The sequence below is a fragment of the Nocardiopsis sp. NPDC057823 genome, assembly GCF_042797335.1.
GTDB lineage: Bacteria > Actinomycetota > Actinomycetes > Streptosporangiales > Streptosporangiaceae > Nocardiopsis > Nocardiopsis changdeensis.
Genome location: NZ_JBHVLR010000018.1, coordinates 43,839 through 63,365 on the forward strand (window position 1 = coordinate 43,839; position 19,527 = coordinate 63,365).

Consider the following 19,527-nt stretch of genomic DNA (forward strand, 5'->3'; position numbering starts at 1 on the left):
CGGTCGGCGGGCCCCTCTCCCCCTGTCCGGGTCAGCCGCGCAGCAGCGCCTGGTGGGCCAGCTCGCGGCACAGGACCGCGAAGTCCAGCCCGGCGGCGGCCGCGGCCATCGGGAAGGTGGAGGTCTCGGTCAGCCCGGGGGCGACGTTGGCCTCCAGGAAGATGACCTCGCCCCCGTCGGTGACGATGAGGTCGGTGCGGGACAGGTCCCGCAGCCCCAGCGCGCGGTGCGCGGTCAGCGCCACCTCGCGGGCCGCCGCCAGGACCTCCTCCGGCAGCCGGGCCGGGCAGAAGAACTCGGTGCGGCCGGCGGTGTAGCGGGCGGCGTAGTCGTACACCCCGCCGTCGGGCACGATCTCCACCGGCGGCAGGGCGGTGGGCCCGTCGCCGGTATCGAGCACGCCCACGGCCAGCTCCGTGCCCTGCACCTGCTCCTCGACCAGGGCCGAGTCGCTGTAGGCGAAGCACGACACCAGGGCGGCCGACAGGTCCTGCACGCCGGTGACGGGGGTGGCGCCGAACGCCGATCCGCCCCGGTCGGGCTTGACGAACAGCGGCGAGCCCAGCCGGTCGGCGAGCCTGGCCAGCAGCGCCGGGGCGCCCAGGTCGTGGAAGGCGGACTTGGGCAGGACGACGCCGCGCGGCACCCGCACGCCGCGGGCGGCCATGAGCGCCTTGGCGGTGGGCTTGGCGTAGGCCAGGCGGCAGGCGGCGGGTGAGGCCCCCACGTAGGGGACGCCGACCAGGTCGAGGACCTCGCGGATGGTGCCGTCCTCGCCCGCGGACCCGTGCAGGACGGGGAAGACCACCTGGGGCGGGTCCGCGGTGAGCCGGTCCAGCAGGGTGGCGTCGACGTCGGCGACCTGGACCTCCACGTCCAGTCGGCGCAGCGCCTCGGCGACGCTGCGTCCGGAGTGGACGCTCACCTCGTGTTCGGGGGACAGGCCCCCGGCGAGAACGAGAACGCGGTCAAGGTCGGCCACGGCGCGGACCTCCTTCTGTGCTGTCATGGTGCTCGGTGCCCCTCGGGGTCAGGGCGTGTCGGGGGCGGGGGCCTGGTCGCCCTGGGTGGGCGGGGCGAGGGTGCTGCCGAACGTATCACGCAGGTCCAGCTCGCCCTCGATGGCTCCGACCAGGCGCCGGACGCCCTCGCGGATCTGCTCCGGGGTGGGGTAGCAGAAGCTCAGCCGCATGCTCTGGCGGCCGCGGCCGTCGGCGTAGAACCCGGTGCCGGGCACGTACGCGACGCGTTCGGTGACGGCGCGGGGCAGCATGGCCTTGGCGTCGATGCCCTCCGGCAGGGTCGCCCAGACGAAGAAGCCGCCCTCGGGGCGCGTCCAGGTGCAGCCCTGGGGCATCATCGCGGTCAGCGCGGAGAGCATGGCGTCGCGGCGCTCGCTGTACATGCCGTTGAACGCCTTGATCTGCTCCTTCCACGGGAACTTGCGGAAGTAGCGGCGCACCACCAGCTGGTTGAAGGTGGAGTGGCTGAGCATCGCCGACTCGGCGGCCAGGACCAGTTTGGCGCGGACCGCGGCCGGGGCCAGGGCCCAGCCGATGCGCAGGCCGGGCGACAGGGTCTTGGACAGCGACCCGAGGTAGACGACGTTGCCCTCGCCCTGGGAGTACAGGGTGGGCTGCGGCTCCCCGTCGTAGCGCAGCAGGCCGTAGGGGTTGTCCTCGATGATGAGCACGCCGTGGCGGCGGCAGGCCTCGACGACGGCGGTGCGCCGCGCGGCGCTCATGGTGATCCCGGCCGGGTTCTGGAAGTTGGGGATCGTGTAGAAGAACTTGACCGGCCGCCCGTCGAGCTCGGCGCGGACCAGCGCCTCCTCCAGCTCCTCGGGTACCACGCCCTGCTCGTCCATGCCCACGTGCCGGATGTCGGCCTGGAACGCGGTGAAGGTGTTGATGGCGGTGACGTAGGTGGGCGCCTCGGTGAGCACGACGTCGCCGGGGTCGACGAAGACACGGGTGATGAGGTCCAGGGCCTGCTGGGAGCCGACGGTGACGATGACGTCGTCGGGGGCGGCGTGGATGCCCTCGAGTTTCATGTACTCGCACAGCTGCTCGCGCAGGACGGGGTCGCCCTGGGCGGAGCCGTACTGGAGCGCGGCCGCGCCCTCCTCGGCGACGACGTCCTTGACCAGCTCGCCCAGCGGCTCCAGGGGGAGCGCCGCGACGTTGGGCATGCCGCCGGCGAGGGAGACGACCTCGGGGCGCGATGCGACGGCGAAGAGTGCCCGGACCTCCGATGCGACCATGCCCTGGGCTCGGCGCGCGTAGCGGCCGATGTGCGGGTCGATGCGCGAGCCCTGGCGATCGGGCTGTTGCTCTCGGGGGTCAGTGGACACGATCCACCTCCGTTGGGAAGGACGGTCGGGCGGGCCGGTGCGGCGCCGCCGGGATCATCGTTGGTCCTGGTTTCGACGCCCTCGACGGGCCTGCGGTTCACACGGGTCGTCCGTGGCGGCCGGGCCGGGGGCGACGCCGATGCGACGGTCGGGTCGGGTGAGCCGTGCGCGAACACGGTTCGGTAAATGCAGCGAGTGTAACCCAGTGCACCGCCGCGACCCCCGCCGGGCAAGGGATTCGTGCTTTTCATCACGCTTTCCCCTTTCGCCCGATCAGTCCGCATCGTCTCTGAGGGGTACCCGCCCGGATCCGGCGACTCGCACGGCGATGACCGGATCTTGGACGATATTTCACTCTCGGTGACCGTGTCGGAACGGTGCGGCCGGGCGCCCCTCGGCGACCGTGGGGGCGGGCCCGCCGCGGAGGCGGGCCGACCGGAGGAAGGGGAAGCCATGGGAGTCCGCTCGACCGGGTCCCGCGCGCCGCTGGCGGTCCTGCTGGCGGGCGCGGCCTGGGCCGTCGTCTCGTGCTCGCCCGCGGCGGAGACCGACCCCGCCGCGGTGGAGCTGCGGCGGACCGCCGAGGCCCTGTCGGTGACGGTGCTGCGCCCGGGGGCCGAGCGCGCCTTCGCCCGCGAGGGGCACCCGCTGGAAGGCGCCCTGGAGTGCGGCACGACCCCGCCCGCCGACGCCTCCCCCTCCCGGGAGGCCGACGCCGAGGCCGGCGGCACCACCGTCGTGCACTGCACCGGCACCACCGAGGAGGGCGCCCCGGTGCGGTTCGAGGGCGAGCTGTCCCGGGAGGCGCTGATCGCCCGCCCGGCGGGCGACGACGGTCTGCCGGGCACGTTCGTGGGCACCGTCGACGGCGAGGAGGTGTTCCGGATGGACTGCCTGCAGTGCGCCCCGGCCGCCGAGGACGCCGACGGGCAGAAGGACACGGCCTCGGCCCGCACCGAGGACTGAGGGCCCCGGAAGGGTGCCGGGGCGGCGTCCCGGAGAGACCGTACCGGGACGCCGCCGATGCGCGGACGGTCCGGACTCCCCCGAGGTCCCGGACCCACCTCCGGCCTGTGGACGCGCCCGCCGCGGCTCCTCGGCCCCCCTCAAGGCCTCGGATACGGCGGGCGCCGGTACCGCTCCCGGTTGCTGCGGCCGTCGCGCCCTCTCTTGCCCGACGTCCGCCCCGGCAGGGGCCGCGCACGACCCATCAAACGCGCCCGGGACCCCGTCCGCAACGGTTGCACTAGGTTGCGACCTCGACACCGAGGGGAACCGCTCCGTCACCCGATCCCACCCGGGACCGCAATTCGCGCACCCCGGGGGAGTCCGAACCCGGCAGCAGGTCCTCGGGGAAGTCGGGCAGCACGACGCGCACCACCACGTCCTCGCTGAACCGGTAGGGGCGGCTCTCCACGATGCCGCCCAGGTGGCGGCGGAGCCGGGACAGCTCGGCCCGGACGGTCACCACGTGCCCGACCGCCCCGAACACGTCGGTGGACAGCTCGGCGGCGGTGCGCCCGGACCGGTGCACCGCCAGCAACAGCAGCAGCTCCGCGTGGCGCGGGGTGGGCCGGTGCGCCCAGCTGCCGCTGCTGCCCTCGACCGTGACCTCCGGTGCGGGCCCGGACAGGTCCAGGGTGACCACCGAGGGCGCCGTGCACTCGGCGGGCCTGGGGCGGACGAGCCAGCCGCCCGGCAGCGGCTCCAGGGAGCACTCCCCCAGGGCGGGCAGCCAGGCGGTACCGCTCTCGCGGTGCGTGGGGAGCAGCACCCGGCGGATGGGCTCCATGTTGACGGCGGCGGCCGTCCACCCGGTCTCGTCGACCACCAGGGCCCGCTCCCGCATCCCGGCCAGCAGGGGCGCCGACACCGCCCGCAGCCGCTCCAGGTGGGTGTGGTGGATGCTCTGCAGGTGCGCCTCGGCCAGCTGGGCGACGGCGCTCACCAGGGCCAGGGTGGAGGGGTGGATGGTGGAGACCGGGCCGGTGACGTCGATGGCGCCCAGCAGGCGCCCGTCGCGCGGGTCGTGGATGGGGGCGCAGGCACAGGTCAGGGCGTGCAGGTTGCGCACGAAGTGCTCGGCCGAGTACACCTGCACCGGCCGGCCCACCACCAGGGCGGTGCCGATGGCGTTGGTGCCGGTGCTGCCCTCGTTCCAGTAGGAGCCCTCCACGAGGCCGACCCGGTCGCCGACGCCGCGCATGCGGTGCGAGCCGTCCCGCCACAGGACCTGGCCGGAGGCGTCGGTGACCAGCATGATGTGGTCGGCCTCGTCGGCGACCGACACCAGGGACCGGCGGATGAGCGGCAGGACCTCGGCGATGGGGGACTCCTGCCGGCGGCGGTGCAGCTCGTCGGTGGACACCAGGCGCGGCGGCGGCCCGGCGTCGGGGTCGATGCCGAAGCGGCGCATACGGTTCCAGGAGTCCTCGATGACCGGTCGCGGCCGGACCGGGCCGGGGCGTCCGCTCAGGGACGCGTCGTGCATCCGGCGCAGTGCGAGGGCGTGTTCGCGGGCGTCGACCCCTGCGGGCAGGGCCGTGTCCAGCGGAGGAAACGACATGGGGCTCCCTGACCTCGTGTTCACGGTGGCGTCCATCCAGTGTCCTGCCTCGAATCCGGCGTCGTTGAGCGAACCGCGACAGACGCGCGTTTCGGAGGCCGATGGCACTGTCCACATCCGTTTTCTGTGAGAGGTGACGGGTGGCCGAAGGCACGGGAGGCGGAGCGCGGCCACCGGGTCCGGACGCCGGGGTGGCCCTTCAGCTTCCACCATCTCCGGGGCCGGGAACAGCCGACGTGCAAGGGATACCGCGCGATTGGCCGATAACGGCCACCGCGCCTCCCCGGGCCCGGCCGCAGCGGGCCGCGGCTCAGCCGCCGGGCAGGCGGGTGAGGGCGAACCACAGCCGCATCCGCTGCTCGGGGTCGCCCAGGTCCACTCCCAGTTCGCGTTCGATCCGGCCGATCCGGTAGCGGACGCTGTTGCGGTGCACGCCCAGGTCGGCGGCGGCCCGGTCCCAGCCGCCGTGCCGGGTCAGCCAGGCCCGCAGGGTGCGGCGCAGCATCCGGGCGGTGTCGTCCCGTCCCGCCAGCGGCCCCAGCACCCGGCGGGCGAGGGCGTCGGCGGCGGCCGGGTCCAGGAGTTCCGCGAAGGGGTCGGTGTCCTCCTCCCACAGCAGCGGTGTGCCCGCGGCGCGGGCGCGGTCCAGCAGCGCGGCCGCGCGGCGGTCGGCGCCGGGCAGGTCCCCGGGCGGCACCGGGTCGCCGACCGCGCCGGTCCAGCCGTACAGGGCGAGGCCGTCCAGGTCGGCCCGGTGGGCGTCGGCGCCCCGGTCGGCCAGGACGGCGCGCAGGGTCCCGTCCGGAAGGGTGCCCGCGACGGCGGTGGGCAGCGGCGGCGGGGCGGGCCGGCCGGTCCCGGCCGGAGCGGCGCGCAGCACCCGGTAGCGGTCCGCCGACGGGTCTCCGGCCAGTTCGGAGAGCAGGGGCGCCGCCGCGCCGCCGGGCCCGCCGTCCAGCAGCAGCGCGGTGATCAGCGCCCCGGGGACCGGGGGCGGCGCGGGCGCGGTGCGCGCGACCAGGTCGAGCAGGGCGGTGGCGGTGCGCAGCACGGCGCGGTCGGTGAGGCCCAGCGGTTCGGGGCGCCCCACCAGCAGCACCCCGTACTCGCGGGGCGGGGCGCCGACAGTGTGCCAGAACACCTCGTCGCCCGCCAGGCGGGTCTTGGCGCTGCGCGGTCCGGCCGGCGCCGTCAGGCGGCCCAGCAGTTCGGCGGCCTCCGGTCCGGGGTCGTCGGGCGCCCCGGGGGCGGAGAACGCCACCGACCCGTCCGGTTCCAGGACCAGGGCCCAGGCGTCCAGGGCCGAGGCCAGCACCCGCAGGACGCGCTCGGCCGGGTCGGGTGCGGAGACGGCGCGGGCCATGTCGCGGTGGGCCTCGCCCAGGCGGCGCAGGTCGCGCAGCCGCACCTCCTCCAGCGCCTCGGCGACGGCCCGGACCACGGCGGCGAAGGGGGTGGGGCGGGGCACCTCGAACAGGGGGAGCCCGTGCAGGCGGCACTGCTCCGCCAGGGCGGCCGGGACGGCGTCGTGGACCGGGGTGACGCCGAACCCGAGGGCGGCCACCCCGGTCTCCACCAGGGCGGCCACGTAGGCGCGGACCCCGGCCCCGTCCGCGGGCAGCCCGCTGCCGGCCGTCAGCAGCAGCTCGCCGCCGCGCAGGTAGGGAGTGGGGTCGGCCAGTTCGCTGGACACCGCCCAGGTCACCGCCGGGTCCCCCGCCGCCACGACCGGGCGCAGGCCCAGGTCGCGGCGGGCCAGCACGGTGCCCAGCGCGATGCCGTCGGCCCCGCGGTGCTCCTCGTCCACCCGTCCCCCTCCCCCGCCCGGCCCTCCCCGGACACCCTCCGACCCCTGGATCGGCCTTGGATACTCCGTCCATGGGAACACATCCGATTGTGCTTTTCGTCCACTGGAGTGGTCCCGGGTTCCCGCCTACCCTGACCGGAGCGCGTGCGGCCGGCGCCGACGACGTCGCCGGTCGCACCCCCGACCCGCCGCGCAGAGCGCGCCGACCACGAGAGGGACACCACCGCCCGATGAGCGCACCGATCGGACCCACCGACTCCAGCCTCGTACCGCGTTTCGCCGGACCCGCGACGTTCGCGCGGCTGCCCCGCATCGACCAGGTCGAGCGGGCCGACATCGCCGTGGTCGGCGTCCCCTTCGACACCGGTGTCTCCTACCGTCCGGGCGCCCGGTTCGGCCCCTCCGCCATCCGTGAGGCCAGCCGCCTGCTGCGCCCCTACCACCCGGGCCTGGACGTGTCCCCGTTCGCCACCGCCCAGGTGGTCGACGGCGGGGACATCGCGGTCAACCCGTTCTCCATCGGCGACGCCGTGGAGACCATCGACGAGGCCGCCTCCGGTTTCGTGCGGGCGGGCACCCGCCTGGTCACCCTGGGCGGCGACCACACCATCGCGCTGCCGCTGCTGCGCTCGCTGTACCGCGAGCACGGCCCCATCGCGATGCTGCACTTCGACGCCCACCTGGACACCTGGGACACCTACTTCGGCGAGCCCTACACCCACGGCACCCCGTTCCGCCGGGCCGTGGAGGAGGGCATCCTCGACACCGAGGCGATCAGCCACGTCGGCACCCGGGGCCCGCTGTACGGCAAGAAGGACCTGGAGGACGACCGCCGCTTCGGCTTCGGGATCGTCACCTCCGCCGACGTCATGCGCAAGGGCGTGGACGAGATCGCCGACGCGCTGCGCCAGCGCATCGGCGACCGGCCGCTCTACGTGTCGGTGGACATCGACGTGCTGGACCCGGCGCACGCGCCCGGCACCGGCACCCCCGAGGCGGGCGGGCTGACCAGCCGCGAGCTGCTGGAGATCCTGCGCGGGCTGTCCTCCTGCAACCTGGTGGGCGCCGACGTGGTGGAGGTCGCCCCGGCCTACGACCACGCGCAGATCACCTCGACCGCGGCCTCCCACGTCGCCTACGACCTGGTCAGCGTGCTCGCGCTGAACCACGCCCGCAGGGCCTGAGGCCGTACTCTTCCGGACCTCCGCCCCGCTGCGGCCCGCCCGTCGCGCGGCGGAAGGTCCTCAAGGGCGTCGAGGACCGGTGTGGGGGCCGGCTCCGGCGCCCTTCCGGCTGCGCCCCGCGTCCCTCCGGACGGCCGCACGCCCCCTCCGGGCGGGTCCCGGGCCGGAGCGGCGGGGCGCTCCGGCGCACGCGGGCGCCCCGCCGCCGAGGCGTGTCCGGTGGATGCCTTCGTGCGTCCCGGCGCTCGCGCCGGGTGCCGGGAGCGGTCGTCGGGCGATCTCCCGCAAGCCGCCCGGCGATGTCGGCCCGTGGTCGGCCGTCCGAGCCCAGGCGGCGCGGCGAGAGGCGGCCCGGCGACCGCGACCCGGAATGATCCGCCGGACACGCCCTACGCTCCGGCCGGGGCTCCGCGTGCCTCCAGGTGCGCCCAGGTCAGGGCGGTGACGTGGTCGGCCATCGCCTCGGGGCTCTCCCCCGGGTGGTCCAGCAGCCAGTCGGCGAACGCGTCGGCGGTGCTCACCGCGATCCTGGCCAGCAGCGCGGCGTCGCGCTCGCGGACGTCCCCGGGCAGCCCGCCGCAGGTGGTGATGAGGTCGGTGACCTCGGCCAGCACGCGGTCGCGGGCCCGGGTCACCTCGGCGGCGAAGGGGCCGGCGGCGGCGCGCCGGTACAGGACGGTCCAGCTCTCCCTGTTCTCCACCACGAATCCGAAGAAGGCGCGGATTCCGCGGCGCAGGGGGTCCTCTCCGCGCGGGGCGCGGGGGTCGTGGACGGCGGCGCGCAGGGTGAGCATGAGGCGTTCGGACTCGCGGCGCACGCAGGCGGTGAATATGCCTTCCTTCGAGCCCAGATAGTGGTACACCGTCGGTTTGGAGGTCCCCGCGGCCGCGGCGATCTGCTCGACGCGCACCGTGTGGTAGTCGCCTCGGGAGAATTCCGTGACGGCGGCGTCGATCATCAGTTGTTCACGGATCCGACGCGGTAGTCTGCGCTGTTTGCTCTTCACTCTGACGAACCCTATTGATCCGCCCTCTTTTGACCAGGGCCTCCCGGCACCCGTTTCCGGACGCGGAAGGGCTTCGGATTCCGTGGTGGGCGGATGACCTGTGACTACGGGTGAGTCCACCCTTACCCATGGTGGTGCATCCCACATTCTCCGGGGTTTGGGCGGCCGGATACCGCACACGGGTGCGCGGAACCCGGCCGCCTCCCGTCAGTCCGTCACGGCCTGCCCGTACGCCGGGCGCAGCTCCAGCGTGCAGCACTTGGCGCCGCCGCCGGCCTTGCGCAGCTCGTCCAGCTCCACCGGGTGGACGGTCAGGCCCTCGGCGCGCAACCGGTCGGCCAGGTCCCGCGCCTCGGCGGCCAGGACCACGTTGCGGCCGTCGCAGACGGCGTTCAGGCCCAGGACGCGGGCGTCGTCCTCGGTGGCGACGAGGGCGTCCGGGAACAGCGCCTCCAGCACCCTGCGGCTGCCCGCGGAGAACGCGCCCGGGTAGTAGGCGACGCGCTCGCCCGACAGCGCGAACAGGGCCGTGTCCAGGTGGTAGAAGCGGGGGTCCACCAGTTGCAGGGTCACCACCGGGCGGCCCAGGAAGCGCTCGGCCTCCTGGTGCGCGGCCGCCTCGGTGCGGAAGCCGGTGCCGGCCAGGACCACGTCGTCGAGGGTGATGAAGTCGCCCTCCCCCTCGTTGACGTGCTTGGGCTCCCGGGTCTCGGTGTACCCCGCGGCCCGGAACCACTCCAGGTAGGCGGGCCCCTCGGGGGTGCGTTCGGCGCTGGCGAAGCGGGCGCCGTAGACCCGGCCGTCGACCACCAGGGCGCCGTTGGCGGCGAACACCATGTCCGGCAGCCCCTCGATGGGCGAGATCTCCTGGACCTCGTGGCCCAGCTCCAGGTAGAGGTCGCGCAGCGCCTCCCATTGGCGGATCGCCCGCTCCCGGTCGACCCGCACGGCGGGGTCCATCCAGGGGTTGATCGCGTATTCGACCGCGAAGTAGGTGGGGCGGCACATGAGGTAGTGCCGTCGAACCGCCACCGGACCGGTCGGGTTCTTCATTGAACCTCCCAGTGAGACCGTCGGGAATCACGGACCCCCGCGGCGGCACAGCCTTCACCACCGTGCGCCACCTCGGGGTTCGTCCGTTCGATGTGGGGATACCCGCACCGGGGCCGGGCCAAGGGGCACGGTTCGGTGAACACGCGGTCCCCGGCACGGGCCGCCCCCGCGACCGGACGGGCACGGGGGCGGCCGCGGGGCGCGCGGTCAGCGGCCGCCCGCGCGGGCCACCGCCTCCTCCAGTTCCTCACGGTTCATCTTCGAGCGGCCCGGCACGTCCAGCTCCGAGGCGCGCCGGAGCAGTTCGCGCTTGGTGCGCCGGCCCTCACCGCGGGCGGGCGGGCGCGGCCCGGGGGCGCGCCCGTGCGGGAGGCTGCGGCGCAGCGCCTCCTGGAGCGCGCCGTCCCCGGAGGACCCCTCGGTCCGGCGCGGCCGGTCCTCCCCGCCGGGCCGGTGGGTGATGGTGCCTCCCCTGGCCTTGGCGCGCACCAGTTCGGTGAGGCGGTGGCCGTAGCTGTCCTCGTAGCGGGCCGGGTCCCAGTCGACCGACAGCGAGTCGACCAGTTCGGCGGCCAGCGCCAGCTCCTCCTTGCCCAGCGCGGGGTAGGGCACCGGCGGCATCACGTCGTCGGGGGCGCGCACCTCGTCGGGCCACCACAGGGTGGAGGCGGACAGCACGCCGCGGGTCGGCTCGATGAGCACCGGGGACTCGCGGTCGCGCAGGACGACGGTGGCCGTCCCCGCCCGGCGCGTGCGGTCCAGGGCCGCGTAGAGCAGCTGGTAGGGCTGGGCGTCGGCGGGGTCGCGCGGGGCCATGTAGTAGGTGGAGGCGTACCAGAGGGGCCCGACCGACCCCTCGGAGACGAACCCGTCCAGGCGCATGGTGCGCGACCCGTGCGGGAGGATCTCCTCCAGTTCCTCCGGTTCCAGGACGACGTACTCGTCCTCGACGGCGGTGCGGGCGCCGCGCACGATCTTCTCGGCGGGGACCTCCTCGCCGGTGCGCTCGTTGACGCGGATGTAGCGGATGCGGTCGGCGGTGCCGCGTTCGAACTGGTGCAGGACCGGTCCGCGGCGCTCGCGGGCGCTGTAGAGGCGCACCCCGATCGGCACTTCGCCGAACATGAGGGTGCCCACCCAGACAGGATTGACCATGGTGCCTCCCTAGTCCCCATGATCACCGGGGGCGGGCAAAATACCGGTCGAAAAGAACAAAGAACCGGCCATGGGACTTTCCCGACAACCGAACCCCGTTCTTTTACCGACCGGTCGGTATCGCTAGGATCGCGGCAGTCCGCGATTGGAGTTCCTACCATGAGTACGACCGTCAAGGCCGCCGTCTTCGCCTCCCAAGGGGCACCCCCGGAGATCCGGGATCTCGTGCTGCCCGACCCCGGGCCCGGCCAGGTGCGGGTGCGCCTGACCGCCGCCGGGGTGTGCCACTCCGATCTCTCCCTGTCCAACGGGACCCTGGCCCAGAAGTGGCCCGCCGTCCTGGGCCACGAGGGCACCGGGACCGTCGAGGCCGTCGGCGAGGGCGTCACCTCGGTCAACCCCGGCCAGCACGTCATCCTCAACTGGGCCCCGGCCTGCCGCGCCTGCTGGTTCTGCCGCAACGGCGAACCCCACCTGTGCGAGCACGCCCTGGACCGGTCCGCCGTCCCCTACGCCCACCTCACCGACGGCACCCCCGTCCACCCCGGCCTGGGCTGCGGCGCGTTCGCCGAGGCGACCGTCGTGGGGGCCGACGCCGTGGTCCCGCTGCCCGACGGCCTGGACCCGGCCGCCGCCGCCATCCTGGGGTGCGCGGTGCTCACCGGATGGGGCGCCGTCAACAACTCCGCCGCCGTGCGCCCGGGCCAGTCGGCCGTGGTCATGGGCCTGGGCGGGGTGGGCCTGTCGGTACTCCAGGCGGCCCGTATGGCCGGGGCCGACCCGGTGGTCGCCGTGGACGTCTCCCCCGACAAGGAGGAACTGGCCCGGTCGCTGGGGGCCACCGAGTTCCTGCTCGCCGACGAGCACCTGTCCAAGGCGGTGCGGGCGCTCACCGGCGGGCGCGGCGCCGACCACGTCTTCGAGGTGGTGGGCTCGGCGAAGGTGGTGCGCGCCGCCTGGAGGGCCAGCCGCCGCGGCGGCACCGTCACCGTGGTGGGCCTGGGATCGGTGAAGGACGAGGTGACGTTCAACGCCCTGGAGCTGTTCCACCAGGCCCGCACGCTGCGCGGCTGCGTGTTCGGGTCCAGCGACCCGGACCGCGACATCCCCGTCATCGCCGAGAGCGTGCGCTCGGGCGAGCTGCGGCTCGGGGCGATGGTGACCGACGAGATCCCGCTGTCGGGCGTGCCCGACGCGTTCGAGCGGATGCGCCAGGGCAAGGGCGGCCGGTCGCTGGTCCGCTTCGGGGCGTGAACGCGGTGGGGGCGCGGCGGCGCCCCCACCGTGCTCAGCGCCGCCCGGGGTCCTCCACCGTCACCTCCAGCACCTCCAGGGGCGCCTCGTCGTCGGCCCGGTCTGCGAGGGCCGAAAGGAGCCGGTGGAAGAGGATCGACCGGTGCGCGCCCATCCCGACCATGATCAACGCCCCCGGGACCGGGAAACCCGGAAGTCCCAGGGCGTAGAGCAGGGCGGCGAACACCCCGAAGAGGGTGCCCGCACCGACCCCGCCGTTCATGGGGCAGCGCCAGCTGCGCCAGCCCCACATCCAGCCCGCCGCCAGCACCGCCGCCCAGGGGTCGACCAGGACCGCCACGGTCGGGTAGAGGACCAGGGCGAACACGAGCACCCCGGACAGCCCGTCGAGCACCGGAACGGCCAGGAGCAGCCGCCACCCGGCGGCGGTGCGCGGCACGAGCCGCTCGGTGGGCGGCGGGGGCTCCCCCGGGCCGCCCCGGTGCTCCCACCATACGAGCACGGCGAGCAGCGCGAACCCGCCCAGGGCGACGCCGGCGGCCGGGCCGAACCAGTGCCCGGCCCCCTCCGGCATCCACAGGTGCTCGGGCCCCACCGCCATCGGGTCCAGGCCCAGGGCGGCCGGGGTGGCCGCGTGCAGGGTGTAGAGGAAGGCCACCGACAGGACCACCTCCGCGAGGACGAACCCCAGGTGGACGACGGCCAGCTGGGTGAGAGGGGCGGGCGCCCCGGGGGCGTCCGCGTACGTCCGCGTGGAGAAGAGCGGACGCAGCAGCATCACGAGCAGCAGGACGGCGGCGACCGCCAGGGCGGTCGGTCCGGGCTCGAAGCCCGGCGGGACGAAGTACACGTCAGTCCTCCCGCCGCGGCACCGGCGCGCCGTCGGCGTCCAGCACCGTGACCTCCAGGACCGGATCCCCGAGTTCCCCGAGGCGCTGCCTCGCCGCCATCCGGCCGAGCACCACCCCGAACAGGGACCACAGGAGCAGGGGCGCGGCCAGCCCTCCCGGAAGCACGAAGGCGTAGAGCCCGAGGAGGCCCGCCTCGATCACACAGCACCAGAGCATCGCCGCGGGCCCGGACGTCCGGTACTGGCACCCGGACACCAGGGCGACCACCAGCACCCCGGTCAGCGGCCCGAAGTGCGCCGCCAGCAGCGGGTACAGCACCAGATAGTACGCGGCGACGCCGCACGCCAGCCCCAGGGGCAGGGACGCCCGGTACAGCAGCATCTCCCCGCCCGACCACCAGGCCAAGGGGGTGTGCCACGGCTCGGGCACCCGTGCCCGTTCGCGCACCGCCCACACCACGAAGGTCGCGAACAGGGCGGCGACCGCACCGGACACCAGCCACAACGGGGGCTCCTCCCCCACCAGGACCCGCCACTCGGGCGCGGTCTCCTGGAAGCCCCCAGGCACCAGGTCCCGCAGGGTGAGGCCGTGCACCGCCGTGGCGTGGAAGGCGATGACCGCCGCCACCTCCACGGCGGACAGGAGCAGGGTCAGGGCCACCAGGCCGGACGGCCGCGTGAACACGGGCGCGATCCGGGGCAGGGCGGACACCGCGTAGGGGACCGCGAGCAGGAAGAGCAGGAGCGCGAAGCCGATGACGGTGGCCGCGGGGCCGGGGTCGAAGGCCGCAGGGGGAAAGTACACGGGGATCCTCGGTCGACGGTCGGGGCGGGGACCTGCGCGGGCGCGGTCGAGCGGGGAGCGGGCGCACGCGGGCCGAATGATCATGCCGGATACCTGCGGGTTTGTCACAGGCTGACAAAAGCTGTGGCGTACGGCACACATGCCCCTTGCCCCGCGCCCGGCGAGGGAGCACAGTCGTCACCATCGCGCACAGCGTGCCGCGGGCACGGCCGACCGAGTCGAGGAGACACGACCCCCATGAGCAGCGCAGCGGATCAGGCCGACGCGATCGTCGTCGGCGCGGGACTGGCGGGCCTGGCGGCGGCGGCCGAACTGGCCGACGCGGGCAAGCACGTGATCCTGCTCGACCAGGAGCCCGAGCAGTCCCTGGGCGGACAGGCGTTCTGGTCCTTCGGCGGCCTGTTCTTCGTGGACTCCCCCGAGCAGCGCCGGATGGGCATCCGCGACTCCAGGGAGCTCGCCCTCCAGGACTGGATGGGCACCGCCGGCTTCGACCGCCCCGAGGACGCGTGGCCGCGCAGGTGGGCCGAGGCGTACGTGGACTTCGCCGCCGGGGAGAAGTACTCCTGGCTGCGGCAGATGGGCCTGCGGCTCTTCCCCATCGTGGGCTGGGCCGAGCGCGGCGGCTACCTGGCCGACGGGCACGGCAACTCCGTCCCCCGCTTCCACATCACCTGGGGCACCGGCCCGGGCGTGGTCGCCCCGTTCGAGCGCCGGGTGCGCGCCGCCGCCGAGCGGGGGCTGGTCTCCCTGCGGTTCCGCCACCGCGTCGACGAGCTGGTCGTGACCGGCGGGGCCGTGACGGGCGTGCGCGGCACCGTGCTGGCGCCCAGCGACGCCGAGCGCGGCCGGGCCAGCAACCGCGACGCCGCCGGGGAGTTCGAGCTGTCCGCGCAGGCGGTCGTCGTCACCTCCGGCGGTATCGGCGCCAACCACGACCTGGTGCGCAAGAACTGGCCCGAGCGGCTGGGCACCCCGCCCGAGCACATGCTGTCGGGCGTCCCCGAGCACGTGGACGGGCGCATGCTCGGCATCACCGAGCAGGCCGGTGCGCAGATCATCAACCCCGACCGCATGTGGCACTACACCGAGGGCATCCAGAACTGGGACCCGATCTGGTCCCGCCACGGCATCCGCATCCTGCCCGGGCCCTCGTCGCTGTGGCTGGACGCCACCGGCAAGCGGCTGCCCGCCCCGTACTTCCCCGGGTTCGACACCCTGGGCACGCTGGACCACATCATGAAGAGCGGCCACGACTACACGTGGTTCGTGCTCTCCCAGAAGATCATCGAGAAGGAGTTCGCGCTGTCGGGCTCGGAGCAGAACCCCGACCTGACCGGCAAGGACGTCCGGCTCCTCCTCAAGCGCGCGCTGCCGGGCGCGCCCGGACCGGTGGAGGCGTTCAAGGAGCACGGGGTGGACTTCGCGGTCGCCGGCCGGCTGCCCGCGCTCATCGAGAAGATGCGGGAGATCGCCGGGGACGGGGTGCTGGACCCCGACACCGTCACCCGCGAGGTGGTGGCCCGCGACCGGGAGATGGTCAACACGTTCACCAAGGACCTCCAGGTGACGGCGATCCACGGGGCCCGCAACTACCGGGGCGACAAGCTGATCCGGGTGGCGTCCCCGCACCAGATCCTCGACCCCAAGGCGGGCCCGCTGATCGCGGTGCGCCTGCGCATCCTCACCCGCAAGACGCTGGGCGGGCTGCACACCGACATGGACGCGCGGGTGCTGCGCGCCGACGGCACCCCGCTGCCGGGCGTGTACGCGGCGGGCGAGGTCGCCGGGTTCGGCGGCGGCGGCGTGCACGGCTACCGCGCCCTGGAGGGCACCTTCCTGGGCGGCTGCCTGTTCTCGGGCCGGACCGCCGGCCGCGCCGCCGCGGCCGCGCTCTGAGGCCCTGACGGCGGCGAGGCGCCGGACACCCGCCGCGGGTGTCCGGCGCCTCGTGCTCGCAGGGGGTGTCAGCCATCCGAGTCCGGGGACCCGGGCCCCTCCTTGCGGGGTCGGCCGCGGCGGGGGATGTCCCCGGCCTCCTTCGGCATCCGCCCCGCGTCGTCGAGGGCGCGGCGCAGAAGGAACTCGATCTGGGCGTTGGTGCTGCGCAGCTCCTGGCCCGCCCACCGCGCCAAGGCGTCGTGGACGGCGGGGTCGAGCCTCAGCAGCACCTTCTTGCGCTCCGGCACGGCCACCTCACCCCGTCACTGGTACAGCGTCCCCGTGTTCACGACCGGGCTGGCGGGGCGGTCGGAGCACAGCACGACCAACAGGTTGCTGACCATGGTGGCCTTGCGCTCCTCGTCGAGCTCGACCACGTGCTCCTCGGACAACCGCGACAGGGCCCGGTCGACCATGCCCACGGCGCCCTCGACGATCTCCTGGCGGGCGGCGATCAGGGCGCCCGCCTGCTGGCGCTGGAGCATGGCCTGGGCGATCTCGGGCGCGTACGCCAGGTGCGTGAAGCGGGACTCCACGATGCGCACGCCCGCGGCCTCGACCCGCTGTCCGACCTCCTCCGACAGGCGCTCGGTGATGGCGTCGGCGTTGTCGCGCAGGGACAGGGCGCCCTCGGCGTCGTAGGAGTCGTACGGGTAGTGGCCGGCGATGTGGCGCACGGCGGCCTCGGTCTGGATGGACACGAACTCCACGAAGTCGTCGACCTCGAAGGTGGCGCGGGCGGTGTCCTCCACCTGCCACACGACGACGGCGGCGATCTCGATGGGGCTGCCCGAGGCGTCGTTGACCTTCATGACGGAGGTCTCGTGGTTGCGGATGCGCGTGGAGACGGCGTTGCGGTCGGTCAGCGGGTTCACCCAGCGCAGGCCGTCGGTGCGCACGCTGCCGACGTAGCGGCCGAAGAGCTGGACGACGCGGGCCTCGTTGGGGGAGACCATGGTCAGCCCCAGCATGAGGAAGAGGCCGACGACGGCGATGACGGCGCCGGCGATGATCGCCGCGAGGAGCGGCACGGCCTCGACCAGGAAGGGCGTCCCGGCGACAGCGGCGCCGGCGAGCACGATCAGCAGGGCCAGCAGGAACATGCCGATGCCGTCGCGGCTCTTGGCCGTGGTCTCCCGGTACTGCGGGGCCTCCCGATAACGGGGGGCGGGGGTGGCGGATTCGGTCATGTGCGTTCCTTCCCTCTCAAGTGATGACGCGAGCATAGCATTGTGATATCACTTTTTATAGGAGCCGGGCCACAGGGGCCCACAAGACCGAGAGGAGACGTGGACGCGATGACCACCGACACACCGCGTTTGCGCCCGCCGCACCACCGCGTGGACCCCCGGGCCGTCCGCTGGTGGACCACCCGTTCGCTGATCACGACGGTCGTCCTCACCGCGGTCCCCGTCGTCCCCGCCCTGATCTGGGAGCCGGTCCGCTTCTGGTTCCTCCTCGCGGCCGCCGCCATCGGGGTCCCCGGCCTGCTGATCACCTTCGTGATGCCGCAGTGGCGGTACCGGGTCCACCGCTGGGAGGTCACCGACACCGCCGTCTACGCCTCCAGCGGCTGGTTCTGGCAGGAGTGGCGGGTGGCCCCCATGTCGCGCATCCAGACCGTGGACACCGCGCGCGGGCCGCTCCAGCGGGCGTTCGGGCTGTCCAGCGTGACCGTCACGACCGCCTCGGCCGCCGGGCCGATCGAGATCGCGGGTCTGGACCACGCCCTGGCGACCCGGGTCGCCGACCAGCTCACCGAGACCACCCAGGCGGTTCCGGGGGATGCCACGTGACCACCGCACAGCGACCCCCGACCGAACGCCCGCTGGGCGACTGGCAGGGCCTGAGCCCGCTCAGTGTGTGGGCCAATACCGCCGCCGGCGCCCTCTTCATCGTCCCCGCCGCCGTCGTGGGCACCGTCGTCCTGATCGTCCTGGACCTGGCCTGGTGGGCGCTGGCCCCGCTGCCCGGGGCCCTGGCGCTCATCGCCGGGCTCACCGCCCTGGACATGATGGTCCTGAAAGCGGTCTCCTACCGCGTCACCGACGAACGCATGGAGATGCGCTCGGGCGTGATCGCCAAGGCCTACCGCTCGGTGCCGCGCGAGCGCGTGCGCAGCGTGGACGTGGCGGCGCCGGTCTACGCCCGGCCCTTCGGCCTGTGCGTCGTCACCGTCGGCACCGGCGAACAGGTCGACTCCGGATCCGACCAGGTCAAACTCCAGTTCGTCACCGCCGCCCAGGGCGAGCGGCTGCGCCGCGAGCTGCTGTACCGCGACGCGCCGGCCGCCGGGAACGCCGAAGGGGCGGAGGGCGCGAAGGGCGCGGAGGAGGCCGACGGCCTGGAGCTGGCCCGCCTGGACCGGCGCTGGTTCGCCTACGCCCCGGCCACCACCGCCACCCTGGGCATCGGCATCGGTGCCATAGCTGCCCTGATCGGCGCCAACGCCCAGTCCGAGGGCTGGATCTACCGGTGGATCTCCGAGCAGACCGGGCTGCCCAGCACCGCGGAGATCGGTGCGTTCGTCATGGCCCGGCTGCTGTTCGTCGTCCCGGCGGCACTGGTGGGCCTGCTGGTGTCGGGCACGGTCGTCCTGGTGGCCGTCGCGGTGGAGACCTGGTGGGACTACCGGCTGACCCGGGAGTCCAACGGAACGGTGGTCATGCGCCGGGGCCTGCTCAACAGTCAGTCCCTGACGATCGAGGGCCGGCGCCTCAACGGGGTCACCCTGCACGAGCCCCTGGTGCTGCGCTCCGCCGGAGGCGCGGACGTGCGCGCGGTCGCCACCGGCCTGGGGGCCGCGGACGCGGAGAAGACCCAGGCCAAGAGCCGCCTCTCCCCGCCGATGCCCCGGGACCGAGCCCGGGAGCTGGCCGCGGACCTGATGCGCACCCCCGAGTCGCCCCTGGACCTGCCGCTGACCGCGCACCCGCGGTCGGCCCTGAGCCGCCGCCTGGTACGCGCCGGGTGGGCCTCGCTGGCGGGCTTCGCCGTCGCCGGCGGGCTGGCGTGGCTGCACACGCTGGCCGAGGCCGCGTGGTGGGACGCCGCCCACGAGATCGAGGAGGAGCTCAACCCGCTGCCGGTCGTCACCCACCTGGTGGAGGCCGCCCCGCCCTGGGGCTGGTGGCTGCTGGGGGCCGCGTTCGCGGTGGTGGCGTTCTGGTACGCGGTCGGCTCCCACCGGGCGCTGGGGCACGGCCTGCACCCGCGCTACCTGGTGGTGCGCCGGGGCATGGCGGTGCGCGACACCACGACCCTGGAGCGGTCGGCGGTGATCGGCTGGCGGATCACCCGCACGCCGTTCCAGCGCCGGGCCGGGCTGGCGCACGTGTCGGCCACCACCGCCTCGGGCAAGGGCATGTACACCGCCGCCGACGTGGGGCTGGGCCAGGGGCTGGCCTGGGCGGCGCTGGCCGTCCCGGACCTGCTGACCCAGTTCCTGGAGCGGGACGGGGAGCCGGAGGGGGCGGACGGGGAGCGCGGCTGAGCGCTCCCCCGGGCCCGCGCGGGGGCGCGGGTCCGGGCCCGCCCGCTGCCCGGGGGCGC

Annotated in this window: 17 protein-coding genes; 6 read left to right on the forward strand and 11 right to left on the reverse strand. The window is 74.4% G+C overall.

What is annotated here, in order from left to right; all coding sequences use genetic code 11:
• Positions 1 to 31 precede the first annotated feature (31 nt).
• Together ACFVNO_RS24365 and ACFVNO_RS24370 are read right to left on the reverse strand one after the other, a co-directional pair.
• The gene (locus ACFVNO_RS24365; protein WP_378896038.1) at positions 32 to 982 is read right to left on the reverse strand and encodes a D-alanine--D-alanine ligase; all 951 of its coding nucleotides are present in this window, start codon (positions 980 to 982) and stop codon (positions 32 to 34) included.
• A 48-nt stretch (positions 983 to 1,030) separates the two neighbouring features.
• Entirely contained in the window at positions 1,031 to 2,263 is a 1,233-nt protein-coding gene (locus ACFVNO_RS24370; protein WP_355264621.1) for a PLP-dependent aminotransferase family protein, read from the reverse strand.
• Positions 2,264 to 2,806: 543 nt separating this feature from the next.
• Here ACFVNO_RS24370 and ACFVNO_RS24375 point away from each other — a divergent pair.
• Positions 2,807 to 3,319, forward strand: coding sequence for a hypothetical protein (locus ACFVNO_RS24375; protein WP_378895939.1), 513 nt, complete (start codon positions 2,807 to 2,809; stop codon positions 3,317 to 3,319).
• A gap of 280 nt (positions 3,320 to 3,599) precedes the next feature.
• On the opposite strand, the gene ACFVNO_RS24380 is transcribed toward ACFVNO_RS24375, so the two are convergent.
• Together ACFVNO_RS24380 and ACFVNO_RS24385 are read right to left on the reverse strand one after the other, a co-directional pair.
• The gene (locus tag ACFVNO_RS24380; protein WP_355264357.1) at positions 3,600 to 4,919 is read right to left on the reverse strand and encodes a GAF domain-containing protein; all 1,320 of its coding nucleotides are present in this window, start codon (positions 4,917 to 4,919) and stop codon (positions 3,600 to 3,602) included.
• Between the two features lie 310 nt (positions 4,920 to 5,229).
• On the reverse strand, positions 5,230 to 6,726 hold the full coding sequence (locus tag ACFVNO_RS24385; RefSeq protein WP_355264354.1) for a PucR family transcriptional regulator: 1,497 nt from the start codon (positions 6,724 to 6,726) through the stop codon (positions 5,230 to 5,232).
• 230 nt (positions 6,727 to 6,956) lie between these two features.
• On the opposite strand from ACFVNO_RS24385, the gene speB reads away from it, so the two are divergent.
• A complete protein-coding gene (gene speB / locus ACFVNO_RS24390; RefSeq protein WP_220561349.1) occupies positions 6,957 to 7,910 on the forward strand; it encodes an agmatinase in 954 nt (317 codons plus the stop codon).
• Positions 7,911 to 8,299: 389 nt separating this feature from the next.
• Here speB and ACFVNO_RS24395 read toward each other — a convergent pair whose 3' ends face one another.
• The 3 genes from ACFVNO_RS24395 to ACFVNO_RS24405 form a co-directional block, all read right to left on the reverse strand.
• Positions 8,300 to 8,917, reverse strand: a complete 618-nt coding sequence (locus ACFVNO_RS24395; RefSeq protein ID WP_220561350.1) for a TetR/AcrR family transcriptional regulator — start codon at positions 8,915 to 8,917, stop codon at positions 8,300 to 8,302.
• Positions 8,918 to 9,124: 207 nt separating this feature from the next.
• Positions 9,125 to 9,970 carry a dimethylargininase gene (gene ddaH / locus ACFVNO_RS24400; protein ID WP_378895943.1) on the reverse strand — a complete coding sequence of 282 codons (846 nt, stop codon included), beginning with the start codon at positions 9,968 to 9,970 and terminating at the stop codon, positions 9,125 to 9,127.
• A gap of 207 nt (positions 9,971 to 10,177) precedes the next feature.
• A complete protein-coding gene (locus tag ACFVNO_RS24405) occupies positions 10,178 to 11,125 on the reverse strand; it encodes a Ku protein (protein ID WP_378895944.1) in 948 nt (315 codons plus the stop codon).
• Positions 11,126 to 11,284: 159 nt separating this feature from the next.
• Here ACFVNO_RS24405 and ACFVNO_RS24410 point away from each other — a divergent pair, with 159 nt between their 5' ends.
• Positions 11,285 to 12,379, forward strand: a complete 1,095-nt coding sequence (locus ACFVNO_RS24410) for a Zn-dependent alcohol dehydrogenase (RefSeq protein WP_355264343.1) — start codon at positions 11,285 to 11,287, stop codon at positions 12,377 to 12,379.
• A gap of 34 nt (positions 12,380 to 12,413) precedes the next feature.
• Here the strand turns inward: ACFVNO_RS24410 and ACFVNO_RS24415 are convergent, their stop codons facing one another.
• Positions 12,414 to 13,229 carry a hypothetical protein gene (locus tag ACFVNO_RS24415; RefSeq protein WP_355264340.1) on the reverse strand — a complete coding sequence of 272 codons (816 nt, stop codon included), beginning with the start codon at positions 13,227 to 13,229 and terminating at the stop codon, positions 12,414 to 12,416.
• A 1-nt stretch (position 13,230) separates the two neighbouring features.
• Entirely contained in the window at positions 13,231 to 14,034 is an 804-nt protein-coding gene (locus ACFVNO_RS24420; protein ID WP_378895945.1) for a hypothetical protein, read from the reverse strand.
• Between the two features lie 237 nt (positions 14,035 to 14,271).
• On the opposite strand from ACFVNO_RS24420, the gene ACFVNO_RS24425 reads away from it, so the two are divergent.
• Positions 14,272 to 15,933, forward strand: coding sequence for an FAD-binding dehydrogenase (locus tag ACFVNO_RS24425; protein ID WP_378895946.1), 1,662 nt, complete (start codon positions 14,272 to 14,274; stop codon positions 15,931 to 15,933).
• Between the two features lie 68 nt (positions 15,934 to 16,001).
• Here ACFVNO_RS24425 and ACFVNO_RS24430 read toward each other — a convergent pair whose 3' ends face one another.
• Positions 16,002 to 16,223 carry a hypothetical protein gene (locus ACFVNO_RS24430; protein ID WP_220561357.1) on the reverse strand — a complete coding sequence of 74 codons (222 nt, stop codon included), beginning with the start codon at positions 16,221 to 16,223 and terminating at the stop codon, positions 16,002 to 16,004.
• 15 nt (positions 16,224 to 16,238) lie between these two features.
• Positions 16,239 to 17,165: an SPFH domain-containing protein gene (locus ACFVNO_RS24435; RefSeq protein WP_355264332.1), complete on the reverse strand. Its 927-nt coding sequence runs from the start codon at positions 17,163 to 17,165 to the stop codon at positions 16,239 to 16,241.
• A 108-nt stretch (positions 17,166 to 17,273) separates the two neighbouring features.
• On the opposite strand from ACFVNO_RS24435, the gene ACFVNO_RS24440 reads away from it, so the two are divergent.
• Both ACFVNO_RS24440 and ACFVNO_RS24445 read left to right on the forward strand, forming a co-directional pair.
• Complete coding sequence (locus tag ACFVNO_RS24440) at positions 17,274 to 17,771, forward strand: PH domain-containing protein (protein ID WP_355264329.1); 498 nt, start codon at positions 17,274 to 17,276, stop codon at positions 17,769 to 17,771.
• Complete coding sequence (locus ACFVNO_RS24445; protein WP_378895949.1) at positions 17,768 to 19,468, forward strand: PH domain-containing protein; 1,701 nt, start codon at positions 17,768 to 17,770, stop codon at positions 19,466 to 19,468. Before ACFVNO_RS24440 ends, ACFVNO_RS24445 begins: the two co-directional genes overlap by 4 nt.
• Positions 19,469 to 19,527 lie beyond the last annotated feature (59 nt).